Genomic DNA, 15,221 nt, shown 5'->3' with positions numbered 1-15,221 from the left:
TTCTGAGATTGGGGTCTGCCCTAAGGATCAGGCGGCAAGCGCGGGGAGGACCGACGAGGCTCTCGACACCGGCACGAACAGCCGCGTGCGGTAGCGGATGATCTCGGTGAAGCAGCCCTTGTTCTTGTACCAGTCGAGCCGATCGGGCGAGAACCCGGTCAGTTCAAGGCGCTGTTCGCCGCCGACCAGCGAGCGTTTCACCGTGAGTGGATCGTGGCTGGCAAGGCCCAGCGGTTTGCCGCTGGCCAGGACTAGGTCGCCGATCTGGTCCGGCGCCGGAGCGGTAACTCTGGAGAGGCCAAAGGTCTCGGCGATTGCGGCGAGATCGATATCGAGCACTTCACGCCCAATGATCGACTGGCCGTCCTCGGCAACGAGCCGAGTGACGCGGACATGATCGCCAGACAGGCGCTTCCACACTGGCAGTAGCAGCCCGGTGGCGAGATGGACGCGCTCGGTCACCGGCGACTTGGCCGCTTCCTCTTCCTCGGCCCGCCAAGCGCTCGTGAACGCGGTGACGCCAATTTCTTCCCAGTGGCTCTCACCGAGTGCCTCAAGTGTCCAGTTCGCGGACTTGAGCGGGCGCAGCAGGCGGCGGCGTTCGATCACGGCCCCGTCGTCAGCAATGAGGCGTCGGGCCGGAACCGACAGTGCGACCATGCCAGAGCGCGCATTGCGCATCGGGATCGCGCGCGGGCCGCCGATCTCGTGCATGCGTACGAGGCGCTGCAAGCGTAGAGGCCGAAGGTGCCTCGTTACTTCGAGCGAGACGAGGCGGGTCTCGGCTCCGGTCACGGGGTCCGTGCGGAGAAGTTCGTCGGCAAGGACCGTGAAGCGATCGACCCTGACGGTTTCCAGTCCCTGGTCGAGCGTTCCGGCTTCGCGTGCGGCTTCGATCCGCGCCTCTACCAACCCGAGATATTCGTCGAAGATTCCGTTCTGGAGCGCGATCGGCAGGGCGAGGATGCGGTTGAGCCAGCGCTGGATCGTGGGGAGATTGTCGGTCAGCCCGCCATCGGGGTTTTCGAGCCGGAGGCCGGTGCGCTCGACAAAGTTACTGAAGCTCGTGGCCTCGAGCTTGCCGTCATAGAGCAGCTGGAACCAGCGGCTGAGCGCATCGCGCGCGTAATCGCTTTCGAGATTGTCTGCCGGGTCGAACAGGTTCTGTCCGCCCGTCTGGCGCTGGCCGCGCGTAAGCGCGCCCAAAGCGTCGAGCCTTCGCGCAATAGTCGAGATGAACCGGCGCTCGCCCTTCACATCTGTGGTGACCGGGCGGAACAGCGGGGCCGAGGCCTGATTGGTGCGGTTCGTGCGACCAAGACCCTGGATGGCGTTGTCGGCGCGCCATCCCGGTTCAAGCAGGAAGTGAACCCGGCGCTGCTGGTTCCTGGCGCCCAAGTCGGCATGATAGGAACGCCCGGTGCCGCCCGCATCCGAGAAGACCAGGATGCGCTTGGTCCCTTCCATGAAGCTTTGGGCTTCGGCAACATTGGCGCTGGGGCTACGCCGTTCGAGGCGCTGCTCACCATCGCGGCCCAGGACAAGCCTGCGGGTCCGGCCCGTGACTTCGGCCACGGCGTCGGTTCCGAAATGTTCAATAATCGCATCGAGCGCAGTGGCGATGGGCGGCAGTGCGCAAAGCTGTTCGATCAGCGCATCGCGCGCAGCAATGGCGCGCGGGCAGAAAACGGGATTGCCCTCTCCGTCGCTCATCGCCTCGGAGCGAAGATTGCCGTCCTCGTCGGCGAAGACCTGCATCAATCGTACCGGGAAGCTCTTCGTGAGGTAGTCGATGACATATTCACGCGGTGAGAGATCGATATCGAGCGCTTCGCGTTCTTCCACGGTAAGGTCGGCAAGGCGCCGGTCGAGCATGGCCTCTGCGGTCGAGACCAGCTGCACGACAACCGAATGATCCTCGCCAAGCGCCGCTTCCATTGCAGGGATCAGGCTAGGCAATTTCATCGAGAGCAGGAGCTGGGCAAAGAAGCGCTGCTTGGTACCTTCGAAGATTGAGAGCGCCGCAGCCTTGGCGTTGCGATTGAGTGTATCGCCGCTGTCCTCGTCGACCACGCGGGTTGCTTCGAGTGCAGCTTCGAGGTTGCGGTGAATGATTGCCCAGGCCTCGGCATAGGCATCATAGATTTTCACCTGCGCGTCGGTCAGGCTGTGTTCGAGGATCTCGTACTCTATCCCGGCGAAGGACAGCGCACGGGCGAGATAGAGACCCTGAGCCTTTAGGTCGCGGGCGACAAGCTCCATCGCCGCGACGCCGCCAGCGCGGATCTCGGTCATGAACGCCTCGTGGGTCGGAAAAGCGGTCTCGGGTCCCCAGAGACCAAGCCGTGAGGTGTAACCGAGGTTGGCGATATCCGAAGCGCCAGTGGCAGACGCGTAGAGCACGCGGGCGCGCGGGAGATGGTTCTGCAGCCTGAGGCCCGCCATTCCTTGTTCGGAGCCCTTGACCTTGCCGCGGATTGAAGAGCCCCCGAGCGCATTGGCCATGGCGTGGGCTTCGTCGAAAGCGATCACGCCATCGTAATCCTCGCCCGCCCAGGCAAGGATCTGGTCGAGCCGCGTATCCTCGGCGCGGCACGAGCGCAGCGTCGGATAGGTGACGAAGAGAATGCCTTCGGACATCGTTGCAGGGTGGCCAAGTTTCCAGCGTGAGAGTGGCTGGAGATCGAGCGGCAGCCCGCCAAGCGCTTCCCAATCGCGGCGCGCATCTTCGAGCAGCGCCTCGTTCTTGGTGATCCAGATATGGCGGCGCTCACCTGCGAGCCAGCGGTCCATGATGACCGCGGCGATCTGTCGTCCCTTGCCCGCTCCGGTTCCGTCGCCAAGGAAGAAGCCTTGGCGGTATGCGTGCCCGTCTTCGGACAGTTGGAGCGCGGTACCTTCCTGGCTGACCTTGAACAGGCCCGGAAGATCGCGCGCAAATGCCTGGGCAGCGTAGACCAGTGTCTCGCACTGAGCCTCGGATAAAAGGCCATCGGCTTGCCAGCCTGCAGGGAGAAGCGGCCGCACTTCGGGCTGCGGTGCCGTGACCGAACCCATGGCGACCGATTCCACGAGCGGGGTAGGATGGACCGGCGCATCCTCGAACGCGATGCGGCTGGGCCGGTAAGGCAGGTAGATGCCTGCCTGTTCAGGCACCGGTGCGGGGTCGGCGAGGACCGAATAGGCAAGATCGATTGTATTTGTTGTGGCTTCTGGTGTCGCTGCGAACGGCGCCACCGGCCGGACCGGCGTGCGTTGGGTCGAAGCCTTGCCCACAAGGCGCATAGGTTTGCCGACTGGCAGACGATGAATGTTGCCTGATGTCTGCGCGCGGGGCCGAAGCGCAGTGATAAGCTCGTGGAGTCCGATCAGGTCGGCGGTATCTCCGGTGATCGCTGACGCAGGCGCAGTCGGCGTCTTGTCGAACACGACCAGGCGAACGGCGATACCTGTCCCAGTTCGGCGAAACATCTGCTGCAGCCGCACATCGAGGAGAAGCGACGCTTCGTCCTGTGCCTCGGCGAAGGTGGAAGCATCGAAGCCTTCGGGCATGATGGCGACAATCCTCGCCCCATCGGCAGCGGCCCGGATCGCGCTGCGCAGGTGGCGCTGCGCCGTGCCGCCGTCCTTGCCGCGTTCCAGGCTGTGAGCGAACGGCGGGTTCATCAGCACGGCAGACGGAACAGGGCCGCGAAGCAGGTCGGCGATAAGTTCCCCGTCATGCGCAGCGATGGTGGCCGAAGGGAAGACGTGGGCCAGACCGTCTCGTCTTGCCGGATCGATCTCGTTGAGGAGCAGCGAAGCGTTCTGGAGGCAACTCCAGAGAGCAAGGGCACCATTGCCTGCGGACGGTTCGAGGAGCGTGTCTTGCGCCGAGACAGCTGCGGCCTTCGCCATCAGCCAGGCCAGCATTGGCGGGGTCGAGAACTGCTGGAGCTCGACCTGTGCTTCGCTGCGAACGTGCCGCGGCGGCAAGGCTGCTTCGAGCCAGTCGAACCGCGCTTCGGCTTCGTGTACATTCGTCGCCAGATCGATCCGTGAGGACTCTCGAAGCCAGAGCAGCGCGCCGATCTCGACCGCGTTGTTGTAGTCGTCGATCGTCCAGGCGCTTCCCCAGTCTAAGACGCCAGTCTCTTGGGCAAACAAGCCGGAAATGTCCGCACGGGCAAGATGACGTCCCGAAGCAAGAAGCTCGGCAATCCTGGTGCCGATGGCGTAGGCCAATGGCACTGACGACAACTGCTCGCCAGCTGGAAACAGGTCTGATTGAAACATGGCAATTCGTCCTCCTGATGGGGGCATTGGGACACGCCCTCTGCCGGATCAGGAATTCGAGAAGCTCTCTCTCCTCTACCGCGCCGCTTTGCGGCGCAGCCATGCTGTCAGTTCATCGTTCCAGTCGGTGTCGTGTGATGAGGGTTTGCGAACGTGGATCGTTCGCCCATCGCGGGCATAAGCGGCCAGGCCACGCGACGCGGCCAGCTCGCCGCCAGCATCATGATCGACGAAGAGATGAAGCTCGGCCACACTCTCGGGCACGCTGACGAGGCCGAAGCGCTCATTGCCCAGGGTCGCCCAGACGGGAATACCGGTGAGAGCATAGGCCGACATCGCGCTCTCGATTCCCTCAGCAAGGCCGAGCTTGCCGGAAACCGGAGCGAAGAGACGGGCAGCAGCTTCATCGAGCGCGCCGAGCGCGCGCTTCGGTTTTTCGAAGTCGGCCTTGGCGTCGCCCGAAAGGAATGTGCGATGGATGGCGATCGGCCCCTCGTCGAGGCTGACTGCCGCAATCATGGCGGGCAAAAAGCGAGTGCGTCCCTTCGGACCAAGCGGCGTTCGTGGGTGGAAGCGGAGCGCCGGCGATACGGCGAGGATGCCGCGGCTCTCAAGATATGCCTTTGCCGGACTGGCACGCAGTGGCTGCGCATCGCGCCAGATCCTCAGCGCTGCCGCCGAGGGTTTGCGGGTGCTGGTCGATTCGGGTTCGTTGGTGGTCGCAGAAGCTGAAAAAAGCGCCGGTGCTTCGAAACCTTCACGCGCCAAAGCAGCCAGCACGCTCTGCTGATCGCATCCCGCGAAACAGTGGAAGAGGATGGCCTTTTGGCCGAGCGTCACACCAAGGGACGGCGTGCGGTCATCATGCGCGGGGCAACAAGCCATGCCCTTTGTGCCGGACCATTTGCCCCCTCGCGCTTCGCAGATACGACGGGCGGTCTCGGCAAGCGACCGGTTGGGATGAGTTTGGACTGACAGGGACATGCGAGCTCCTCAGCATGCAAAATGGCCCCCTCATCAGCGTTCCTCTCCTCTCCCAAAGGCAGGCATTCGCGGCTTTCCTACAGGCACATGTTCTTTTTATGTTCTCTTTCGATTCGAATCAATGGAGCACAAGTCGAGATGACCTGCCTCAATTGTCTGACCGCGCTAGCGGTCGCCTGTCTGGGGATGATCGCGACCTCCTCACAGCAAGTTCGCGCCCAGGATTTCACCTTGTTCGAGCACGCGATCGTTCCGCCGAAGGCGGACCAGCAGCCGGCAAGGGAATATCTTCCTGCAATCTACCAGGCCGAGCCAGCAAACGTATCCTACCGGGAAGGCTTGTATATGGCGGCGATAGCCGAGGCTGAACGCCGTTACGGGCTTCCGACCAACCTGCTTCGTGCTCTTATCTGGGCTGAGTCCCGCTTCAATCCGATGGCTGTGAGTCCGGCCGGTGCTGCCGGGCTGGCTCAGCTTATGCCGGCCACGGCGAGAGAACTGGGCGTCCGGAACCGTCATGACCCTCTTGCATCGATCGACGGTGGCGCCAGGTACCTTCGCGATATGTTGGACCGGTTCGACGCGGTCCACCTGGCCTTGGCTGCTTACAATGCTGGCCCAGGTGCCGTCTCCCGATCACGCGGCATTCCCAACAATGGTGAAACGCCGCAATATGTCCGGTCTGTGTTGGGACGTTGGCAAGCAATTGGTACGTACAATTGACGAAACTACCTGATTTCCGGCTATTGTCTGAAATCATGTGCCGGAATGAAGACGGACAACGCCAGTGAATGAGACCCCCGGTGAGCCGTTCGACTTTCGCAAGGCGTTGAAGACACAGAAGCGCCGGAAGCTGAGAAAGGAGATCGCGTTGGGTTTGGGAGCATTCGCGATCGTATTTGCTGGAGGGATGCTGGCACTCAACTGGCCAGTCCATGATGCCAGCCTTGCTAACGACGATCAGCAGCCTCAGGCTTTATTCCAGCAAGCAAGCTCCCCACAATTCAACATCTGCGGATCCATCCGACGCACATGCGTCGTGGATGGAGATACTTTGTGGCTTGATGGCGTGAAGATCCGGATTGCCGACATCGACACTCCCGAGATCAGCGAGCCTCGTTGCGACTATGAATACCAGCTCGGCATGCGCGCGACGCACCGCCTTGTCGAATTGCTCAATGACGGGCCCTTTGAACTGAGGACTATCGGGAGCAGAGATGAGGATCAGTACGGTCGCAAATTGCGGGTTGTAACGCGCGGCGGCCGCTCGCTTGGCGATCAGCTGGTCAGCGAAGGCCTGGCGCGAACCTGGACCGGGAGGCGTGAACCATGGTGCTGAACCGCGATCAGGAATTGTGGGCCGTCGCACTCTGGGTCGAAAAGAACCATGGCAAAAAGGGAACCGCGTATATCGCGCAGCAAATCCAGCGGCTATCCAACGAAGGGGACGAGGCAGGCATAGCAACGTGGAAGACTGTTGCTGAGCGCTTCGATCAGCTTAGCTGCCAAAGCTCTACGAACTGAGGCTCGGCACGATGCGGAAGTGGCTTAAGGTATGGGGCATCAGAATTGAGTTCGCCCTGCTCGCGTCAGTGTTCCTGACAGGGCTGGTCCTGAGCCTTCAATCCTGCACTGGCTGAGAAGAAATTCGTTCTTCCGATCAACCATTCGCAAACTTTCCCATGATGACCTTTCCTCCTGTCCGGAGCTCATCGAGGTAGTCGCTCCACCATTGAGCCATGCGCACGCGCTCTTCCCAATGTTTGCCGCGATGGTAGATGCCACGCACAACATTGCTGTCGCCATGTGCCAGGGCACGCTCGATCGCATCGGGATTCCAAAGGCCCGACTCGTTGAGGAATGTCGATGCTGTCGCCCGGAGTCCATGCGCGGTGACTTCTTCCTTCGAGTATCCCATGCGACGGAATGCGGCATTGAGCGTGTTTTCACTCATGGGACGCTTGGAGCTGCGCGCAGATGGGAAAACATATCCTTCGCGGCCGAGCATCTCGGCCAGATCAGTGAGATAGCCTCTAACCTGCTTGGAAAGCGGGACGGCATGCGCTCGGCGCGCTTTCATTTTACCGGCAGGGATCTTCCAGACCCCATCGACGAGGTCGATCTCATGCCATTCGGCGTGCCGGAGTTCGCCGGGGCGTACGAACACGTGCGGCGCTATCTGCAAAGCCAACTTCGTCACCATGTAGCCAGTGAAGTCGTCGATTGCGCGCAGCAGCCCGCCTAGCTCGGTGGGCTCGAGGATTGCTGCATAATGCGTGACTCTCGGCGTTACGAGAGCGCCCTTCAGCATACTGGTCGGATCGGATTTGCAGCGGGTGGTAGCAACACCGTAGCGAAACACGCGGCCTGCGAACGAGCGGCATTTCTTCGCAGTCTCGTGCTTACCAGTGGCTTCCAGTCGTTTGAGGGGAGCCAGGACTTCGAACGGCTCGATCTCGTCGATGGGTCGGTTCCCGATGGCAGGCGCAAGCTTGTCGAGGAAATAATTGGCCTTGACGATCGTGCCATCGGCGCGGCCATTCTGGACCATCATCTGTTCAATATACTCACGTGCGACTGCCTCGAACGTCTGTGCAGAAAGGAACTCTGCGCGGATTTTCCGCTTCCGCTTCTCAAAGGCCGGGTCGCCCCCAGAAGCAACAGCTCGTCGTGCCTCGTAGGCCGCGTCTCGCGCTTGCTTGAGGCTGATGTCGGGATAGCTGCCGATGCAGAGCTTCTTTTGCGCTCCGCCGATCCGGTATCGGAATCGCCAAAGTTTGCCGCCGGTCGGCGTGACCTCAACATATAGGCCGCGCTCATCGGTTACCTTGTACGGCTTATCCTTGGGCTTGAGTGCGCGGAGGCGAGTATCTGTCAGCGGCACGTGGGGGCCTTTTCATCTGGGCCTTTGCGAAATGGCCTCAAAAGGCCCACAAAAGTGTCTGGAACCCCCGAGAACAGGCGGGACGATCCGGAACGATCCAAGGGCCAAATCCCTAGGATTTCTGCGGGTTTTATAGATTATTTGGGAGAACGTGAGAAGAACAAATGGTGCCCAGAAGAGGACTCGAACCTCCACGCCGTTGCCAGCGCCGCCACCTGAAGACGGTGCGTCTACCAATTCCGCCATCTGGGCACACATGCGCGATGCCATGTTGCATCGTGCGGGTAGGGCAGCGCCGATAGCGAGCGTTGCCTTGTCTTGTCAATAACCGGAAATCGCACAAACGAAAAATCGCCTGTCCTGTCCGGCGCAGCCCGTTCACGATCACCACATCAGGCCATCCGCGCGGCGGATGATCACGATGCCCGGTGATGCATGGGTCGGGCTACTTCTGGTGCGGTCGAGAAGACTCGAACTTCCACGGACTTTCGTCCACAACGACCTCAACGTTGCGCGTCTACCAATTCCGCCACGACCGCACCTGTAGCAAGCGGCGGACCGATCGGAATCGGGTACCGCCGCCGGGTAGGGGCGAGCCATTAGCAACGGTTGCGACACCGCGCAACAGGCTATGAAAGGAAATTTCACGAACCTGTAAAAAGGTTCGGATCAGCCCGCCTTCCAGCCGATCTCGACCACGCGGGCAGAGGCGGGAACGTCAGTCACGGCTTCATTGATGGTCAGCGTCTCGCCAGGGGCAAGCTTGCGCTTGGGCGGTTCGAGTTCCCACGAATAAACGACGCGTTCCTGCGCGTCGCGCAGCACGACCTGCACGTCGGGAACATATTGGGTCTGGCGGCCCGTATTCGTGACCGTGCCGCTGGCGGCAAAGTACTGAAGCCCGTTTTCGAGCTTGCGGCGATCCTGGTCTTCGACCGGAAATTCGAGCTGCAGATCCTTTGACGCCGGCGCGAACGCCACCTGCCCCATCGGCAGCCACGCAGGCGCGCCGTAGTGACGCACGGCGAAGAAGGCAGCGGCAGCCACAGCGGCCAGAACCAGCAGGATCACGAGGATCAGCCGCAGCTTCGATTTGCGCGAAGCAGGCTCCTGATACTCGCTCCACTCGCTCTCTTCATAGGCGGCGGCGGGCATTTCCGGTGCGGGCGGCGAAGGAACATGTTCCGCCGTTGCGGGCATCGGTGTGTCGGCAGGGCCGTCGAATTCGGGGACGTCGGACCATGCCTCGTCCGCATTCTCCGCATAAGGCTCGGGCGTACCGGGCATCGGTTGCGGGGGCGTTTCGGGCCGCTCGAAAGTCGCCTCGGCCGCAGGCTCGTAGCGCATTCCGCCGTCGAAGCTGGGCGCAGGCGGCACCGGAGGTTCGGGCGGCCTGGCATAGTCCGGCGCATCGTAGGCCCGAGCATCATAGGCAGGCGCGTCGTACGTCGGCGGTGCGTCGTAAGAGGGCGGCGCCGACGCGGAAACCGGCTGTTCGGGCGCGTCGTCCCAGCCGCCGGTCGTCGGCGCGGGCGGTACCGGTGGAGCTTCGCGGGCAGGCACTTCCGGTTGCGGCGCTTCGGGAGCGGCAGGTGCTTCCTCTGCCCCCGGCCCCGCTTCGAACCAGCTATGGCGGCACTTGGCACAGCGAACCGTGCGCCCTTCCGGTCCGATCGCTCCGTCCGGGAGAGAATAGCGCGTCTGGCAGGCAGGGCAGGCTATTTGCATGGGCAGGACTAAACAACGGCGGCGAATCGGGAGCAATACCTTGGTGCCCCCGCACCCCGATCAAAGGCTGTTTATCCACATCAATAGGGCTGGAAATAACGCCTTGGCGGGCGCTAGAAGCGATCCGGCCCCTATTCGCGCCGGTTTTCCCGGCAGGTGATGCGCTGGACTTGTGAGCCTCGACCCTTCTCCCCTTGACCTTGCCGCCCCCGGTTTCGGCAATCCGACCGGCCCGATCGTGCGGTTCGAGAACGTGGGCCTGCGCTATGGCGCGGGGCGCGAGGTGCTGTCCGACATTACGTTCAAGCTGCATCCGGGGCGTTTCTATTTCCTGACCGGCCCGTCGGGCGCGGGCAAGACGACGCTGCTGAAGCTGCTCTATTTGGCGCAGAGCCCGTCGCGCGGCGCGATTTCGATGTTTGGCGAGGATGCCAGCGTGCTGTCGCGCGAAAGGCGGACCGAACTGCGTCGCCGCATCGGGGTGGTGTTTCAAAACTTCAGGCTGGTCCCGCACCTGACCGTTTTCGACAATGTCGCCCTGCCCTTGCGGTTGGCGGGTACGGCAGAGGAAGAACTGGTCGGACCCGTTACCGACATGATCGAATGGGTGGGCCTGAGCCGCGCGACAAACCAGCGGCCCTCCACGCTTTCTGGTGGTGAGCAGCAGCGAGTTGCCATTGCCCGTGCCGTTATTACCCGCCCCGACCTGCTGGTTGCGGACGAGCCGACCGGCAACGTCGATCCGCAGATGGCGCTGCGCCTGCTTCATCTGTTCACGGCGATGAACAAGATGGGCACGACCGTCGTGCTGGCCACGCACGATTCCACGCTGATGCACCGGCAGGGTGATGCGGCCGTGATGCGGCTTGAAAAGGGCCGCCTCGACGATCCGACCGGCGTGTTGCGCAATCCGCCCGACCGGAAGGGCATGCGATGATCATGACCCGCCGCGAAAGGGCGTGGATCGCGGTGAAGCGCGGCGCAGGCGCGCTGCGCGACCGCTGGTTCCCCGAACCGGCCAGCGCGCCGCTGCTTAGCCAGAAAGCGGTTGCGGGCCCCGTGCCATGGGTGATCGCGATCATGACCGCGCTGACCGTCGTGGCGGCAGCGGGCGGGCTGGCGCTGGGCTCCATCGCGCGCACGGCAGAGGCGGATCTTGCAGGCGGCGTCACCGTGCAGATCGCGGGGCCGGCACAGGCAGAGACGCGCAAACAGGCGAGCGCGGCCGTCGATGCGCTGCGTAACCTTCCGGGGGTTACCGATGTGCGCCGGTTGCCCGATGCCGAGCGTGAGGCGCTGTTGCGCCCGTGGCTGGGCGATGCGGCGATGGAGGATGGCGAGCCGGGCGAGGACAGCCTTCTCGTCCTGCCCGAACTGATCGAACTGCGCCTTGCCGCGGATGCGCAGGATACAGGGATAGAAAGCATTCGCGAGGCGCTGGCCGAACCCGCGCCCGATGCGACGGTCAGCGCGGATATGGAGTGGCTCGCCCCGCTGGAAGGCGCGATTTCGGCGTTGCAGTGGCTCGCGGTGGCGCTCGTCGCGCTGCTGGTGACGGCAACGGCGGCTTCGGTCCTTCTGGCAAGCCGCAGCGCCCTAGCTGCCAATCACGATACGATCGAGATCATGCACCTGCTTGGCGCGCACGACCGGCAGGTGGCGCAGATGTTTCAGAAGGCCGCGGGATTGAGCGCGGCGGCAGGCGGCGCGGCAGGCTTTGCGGTGGCGCAGGCGACGATCATCGCGCTGGGCCGCCGGTTTGCCGATCTTGGCCCCGGCAATACGGCGGCGGGGCTGCACTGGTACGACTGGATCGCGCTGGCGCTGATCCCGATCGCGGGCGTGGCGCTGGCGGCCTTCACGGCGCGCATCACCGTGCTCGCAACGTTGCGCAGAATGCCGTGAGGATCGTTGCGGCGCGCGATTGCTGCGCCTAACAAGACACTACAGATGTTCCGACGGATATTCGCCTTTCTCCTGCTTGCATGGCTACTCGGCTTCGCATGGTTCGCCGTGTTGTTGCCGCAGCCTGCCGACGCCACCAAGACGGACGGGGTCGTGGTGTTGACCGGTGCGGGCGGCCGGATCGAGCGGGGGATAGAGGCCGTGCGCGAAGGCTGGTCGCGCAAGATGCTGGTGTCGGGCGTCGACCGCGAGGTTAGACCTGAGGAACTGGCGGTCGAATACGACATTCCCGCGTCTCTCATGGAATGCTGCATAACGCTGGGTTACGACGCGGTCGACACGCGCACGAATGCGGCGGAAACCGCGCAATGGGCGATCAACAACAAGATGAAGACCGTCCGCCTCGTCACCAGCGACTGGCATATGCGCCGCGCCGCGTTCGAGCTGGAAACGTCGATCGACCCTGACATCGAGATCCTGCGCGACGCGGTAACGAGCGAGCCTTCGTTTGCGATGCTTTTCCTTGAATATCACAAGTTCCTGCTGGGCCACGTCGCCCGCTGGCTTGACCTGTAAAAGGCGCGACGATGGCCTGGCTGCGTACGCTCGTCTTCAATGTCTTCTTCTATGTCGGCTCGCTGTTCCTCGTGCTGCTGTGCTTTCCGGCGCTTATATTCCCCGGCGGGGTCAAGTATCCGCCGCAGTGGTGGTCGACGTGGCACCGCTGGTGCGTCACCGGCATCCTTGGCATCAAGATCGTCGTCGATGGCGAGATCCCCGCCGGACAAAAGCTTTATGCCGTCAAACACGAGAGCTTTTTCGAGGCCATCGACAGTCCGCACTTGTCTGGCGGACCGATCGTGCCCTTCGGAAAGATCCAGCTTCTGTCGATCCCGCTCTGGGGTCAGGCGGCGCGGCATTACGGCGTCATCGGGGTGGACCGTGAGGCCGGGGCCAAGGCGCTGCGTTCGATGGGCAGGCAGGCGGCGGGCCTGAAAAAGGAAGGCCGCGACTTCCTGCTCTTCCCCGAAGGCACGCGCGTCGGCCATGGCGAGCGCGGCAAGATCCAGAGCGGGCTTTACGGCATCTACAAGTTGCTGGGCCTGCCCATCGTGCCGATCGCGGTGAACAGCGGGCCGCTGTATCAGCCCAGCCCCAAGCGGCGCGGCACGATCACCTACAAGGTGGGCGAAACGATCCCGCCGGGTCTGTCGCGCGATGAAGTCGAGGCCCGCGTGTTCGAGGCGATCAACGCGCTCAACCCGCAGGAATAATCAGTCCGAATCATCCCCGGGCATTCCTGCGCCCGGGGCATCGCCATGATCGTGGCGGCCGAAATCGGGTCGCGCGTCGTCCTGCCCCTCCTCGATGATCGAGCGGCGCACTTCGCGGGTCTTGCTGAAACGGTCGAACAGCGCATCGCCGTCGCCCCAGCGGATCGCCCGCTGCAGCGCGGTCAGGTCCTCCGAAAACCGCTGAAGGATTTCGAGCACCGCGTCCTTGTTCGACAGGAAGACATCGCGCCACATCGTCGGGTCGGATGCGGCGATGCGGGTAAAGTCGCGGAAACCGCCAGCCGAATACTTGATGACTTCGCTGCGGGTCACTTCCTCAAGGTCAGAGGCCGTGCCGACGATAGTATAGGCAATGAGGTGGGGCACGTGGCTGGTCACGGCGAGAACGCGGTCGTGGTGATCGGGCGCCATCGTTTCCACCGTCGCGCCCATCGCGCGCCAGAAGGCGATGACCTTGTCGACATGGGCCTGATCCACACCCTCAGCCGGGGTCACGATGCACCAGCGGTTCTGGAACAGCGAGGCAAAACCTGCCTCCGGCCCCGAATGTTCGGTCCCTGCCACGGGGTGTGCGGGAACGATGGGCTGGCCGGGAAGCTGGCGGGCGATGGCATCGGCCACCGACTTCTTGCACGAACCCACGTCGCTGATGACGCAAGTGGGCTTCAGCTTTCCCTTAAGTTGCGCAGCGACGCTTTCCATTGCGCGGACGGGAACGCACAGGACGACAAGGTCGGCATCGGCCACCGCGTCGTCGATGTTCGCCGGGATCGCGTGGGCAAGGTTCCGCTCCGCCGCGACTTCGCGGACATGCGCGTCGGCGTCCCAGCCGTAAGTGCGCACCTTCGGCATCGTTTCATGCACGGCAAGCCCGACCGACCCGCCGATGAGGCCAAGGCCGATGATCGCGACGTTTGCGAAAGGTGCTTCGGGCTCGTTCACGATGCGGCCTCCGCCTCGCGCGCGATGACGGTGGCGATGTCGTCCATCTGCGACGCCGTGCCGATGGTGATCCGCAGGGCATCGGGCAGCCCCTGGCCCGGCAAGTGCCGCACGGCATAGCCCGCCTCGCCAATGGCGTTCAGCGCGCGCTCTGCCGAGAGCGCGCCTTCGAACAGGACGAGCACGAAGTTCGCCTTGCTGGGCACGGCGCGAATGCCATAATTGCCGAGGTTGGCGATCGCACCCTCGAAACGGGTGCGTTCGGCAAGGTTGTGTTCGCGGCTGGCGCGCACGAAGTCTTCATCGCGCACGGCGGCAAGCGCGGCGGCCTGTCCGGTCAGCCCGACGTTGAAGGGGCCGCGGATGCGGTTCATCACGTTGATGATCGTAGGCGAACCCGTGCCCCAGCCGATCCGGTCACCGGCAAGGCCGTAGATCTTGCTGAACGTGCGCGTGACGAAGACATTGTCGTGTGCAGCGGCCAGCGCCATGCCGCCATCGTCCTCTTCGGCCGTCAGGTATTCGCCATAAGCCTGATCGACGACCAGCAAGACGCCATCGGGCAGCCCCGCGTGAAGCCGCGCCAGTTCGGATGCGGGGATATAGCTTCCGGTCGGGTTGTTGGGGTTTGCGACGAACACGACGCGGGTCTTGTCGGTCACGCAGGCCAGCAGCGCATCGACGTCGGTGCCGTAATCCTTGTCGGGCGCGACGACGGGCACGGCCCCGCAGCGGCGCGCCGCGATATCGTAGACCGCAAAGCCGTAACGGACGTAGATCACGTCATCGCCAGGCCCTGCATAGCCTTGCGCGGCCAGATTCAGCAGTTCGTCGCTGCCCGTGCCGCACACGATGCGCGCCGGATCGATGCCGTGCAGTTCGCCCAGCGCCTCGCGCAGCGCGCGGCTGTCGGGGTCGGGATAGACCGCGGGGCGGTTCGCCTCACGCCGCGCGGCGATTGCCAGCGTGCTCGACCCCAGCGGGTTTTCGTTGGCGGACAGCTTCACCAGCGGGCGCCCATCGGCGCCAGCGGACTTGCCCGGAACGTAGGCGTGAATACCCTCAATCCAGGGCTTCGGGCTCGGAGCAGTGCGGCGACCGGTCATGCAACGGCGCTCTAACCCCAGTGCAGCCAATATCAAATGTAACTTTTGCAACCATCGTTTCGGGTATTGGGGCGATCTTCTCAGCGCTCACAATCGTTGACA

The 15,221-nt window shown here is 63.3% G+C and carries 13 protein-coding genes and 2 tRNA genes; 7 read left to right on the top strand and 8 right to left on the bottom strand.

Annotation, left to right across the window (positions count from 1 at the left end; translation table 11 throughout):
• Positions 1-27 precede the first annotated feature (27 nt).
• A complete protein-coding gene (locus A9D15_RS11135; protein WP_066764969.1) occupies positions 28-4,275 on the bottom strand; it encodes a strawberry notch family protein in 4,248 nt (1,415 codons plus the stop codon).
• Positions 4,276-4,350: 75 nt separating this feature from the next.
• Complete coding sequence (locus A9D15_RS16270; RefSeq protein WP_141521488.1) at positions 4,351-5,259, bottom strand: DUF7146 domain-containing protein; 909 nt, start codon at positions 5,257-5,259, stop codon at positions 4,351-4,353.
• Between the two features lie 87 nt (positions 5,260-5,346).
• Here A9D15_RS16270 and A9D15_RS11125 point away from each other — a divergent pair, with 87 nt between their 5' ends.
• From A9D15_RS11125 to A9D15_RS11115, 3 genes are all read left to right on the top strand, one after another.
• Entirely contained in the window at positions 5,347-5,982 is a 636-nt protein-coding gene (locus tag A9D15_RS11125) for a lytic transglycosylase domain-containing protein (RefSeq protein WP_229660293.1), read from the top strand.
• Between the two features lie 64 nt (positions 5,983-6,046).
• Complete coding sequence (locus A9D15_RS16960) at positions 6,047-6,598, top strand: thermonuclease family protein (RefSeq protein WP_229660292.1); 552 nt, start codon at positions 6,047-6,049, stop codon at positions 6,596-6,598.
• Positions 6,589-6,783 carry a DUF6961 family protein gene (locus A9D15_RS11115; RefSeq protein ID WP_082924421.1) on the top strand — a complete coding sequence of 65 codons (195 nt, stop codon included), beginning with the start codon at positions 6,589-6,591 and terminating at the stop codon, positions 6,781-6,783. Before A9D15_RS16960 ends, A9D15_RS11115 begins: the two co-directional genes overlap by 10 nt.
• Positions 6,784-6,919: 136 nt before the next feature.
• On the opposite strand, the gene A9D15_RS11110 is transcribed toward A9D15_RS11115, so the two are convergent.
• The 4 genes from A9D15_RS11110 to A9D15_RS16955 form a co-directional block, all read right to left on the bottom strand.
• On the bottom strand, positions 6,920-8,143 hold the full coding sequence (locus A9D15_RS11110; RefSeq protein WP_066764965.1) for a tyrosine-type recombinase/integrase: 1,224 nt from the start codon (positions 8,141-8,143) through the stop codon (positions 6,920-6,922).
• 165 nt (positions 8,144-8,308) lie between these two features.
• Positions 8,309-8,395 (bottom strand) — tRNA-Leu (locus A9D15_RS11105).
• Positions 8,396-8,595: 200 nt separating this feature from the next.
• Positions 8,596-8,682: transfer RNA gene (locus A9D15_RS11100), tRNA-Leu, on the bottom strand.
• A gap of 130 nt (positions 8,683-8,812) precedes the next feature.
• The gene (locus A9D15_RS16955; RefSeq protein WP_066764960.1) at positions 8,813-9,871 is read right to left on the bottom strand and encodes a zinc-ribbon domain-containing protein; all 1,059 of its coding nucleotides are present in this window, start codon (positions 9,869-9,871) and stop codon (positions 8,813-8,815) included.
• Positions 9,872-10,043: 172 nt separating this feature from the next.
• Between A9D15_RS16955 and ftsE the strand changes: the two genes are divergently transcribed.
• The 4 genes from ftsE to A9D15_RS11075 are packed head-to-tail and all read left to right on the top strand — an operon-like array spanning position 10,044 to position 13,050.
• On the top strand, positions 10,044-10,808 hold the full coding sequence (gene ftsE / locus A9D15_RS11090; RefSeq protein ID WP_172807518.1) for a cell division ATP-binding protein FtsE: 765 nt from the start codon (positions 10,044-10,046) through the stop codon (positions 10,806-10,808).
• Positions 10,809-10,810: 2 nt separating this feature from the next.
• Positions 10,811-11,776: a cell division protein FtsX gene (locus A9D15_RS11085; RefSeq protein ID WP_156521747.1), complete on the top strand. Its 966-nt coding sequence runs from the start codon at positions 10,811-10,813 to the stop codon at positions 11,774-11,776.
• 45 nt (positions 11,777-11,821) lie between these two features.
• On the top strand, positions 11,822-12,352 hold the full coding sequence (locus tag A9D15_RS11080) for a YdcF family protein (RefSeq protein WP_066764958.1): 531 nt from the start codon (positions 11,822-11,824) through the stop codon (positions 12,350-12,352).
• An 11-nt stretch (positions 12,353-12,363) separates the two neighbouring features.
• Positions 12,364-13,050, top strand: a complete 687-nt coding sequence (locus A9D15_RS11075) for a lysophospholipid acyltransferase family protein (protein WP_066764957.1) — start codon at positions 12,364-12,366, stop codon at positions 13,048-13,050.
• Here A9D15_RS11075 and A9D15_RS11070 read toward each other — a convergent pair whose 3' ends face one another.
• Together A9D15_RS11070 and A9D15_RS11065 are read right to left on the bottom strand one after the other, a co-directional pair.
• The gene (locus A9D15_RS11070; protein ID WP_066764956.1) at positions 13,051-14,013 is read right to left on the bottom strand and encodes a prephenate/arogenate dehydrogenase family protein; all 963 of its coding nucleotides are present in this window, start codon (positions 14,011-14,013) and stop codon (positions 13,051-13,053) included.
• Positions 14,010-15,119: a pyridoxal phosphate-dependent aminotransferase gene (locus tag A9D15_RS11065; protein ID WP_066764954.1), complete on the bottom strand. Its 1,110-nt coding sequence runs from the start codon at positions 15,117-15,119 to the stop codon at positions 14,010-14,012. The genes A9D15_RS11070 and A9D15_RS11065 overlap by 4 nt, the downstream gene beginning before the upstream one ends.
• Between the last annotated feature and the right edge of the window lie 102 nt (positions 15,120-15,221).

The organism is Croceicoccus pelagius (assembly GCF_001661915.1).
GTDB classification, from domain to species: Bacteria; Pseudomonadota; Alphaproteobacteria; order Sphingomonadales; family Sphingomonadaceae; genus Croceicoccus; species Croceicoccus pelagius.
The sequence above is the reverse complement of the archived record's forward strand: the minus strand, read 5'-3'. Positions and strand labels throughout refer to the sequence as shown.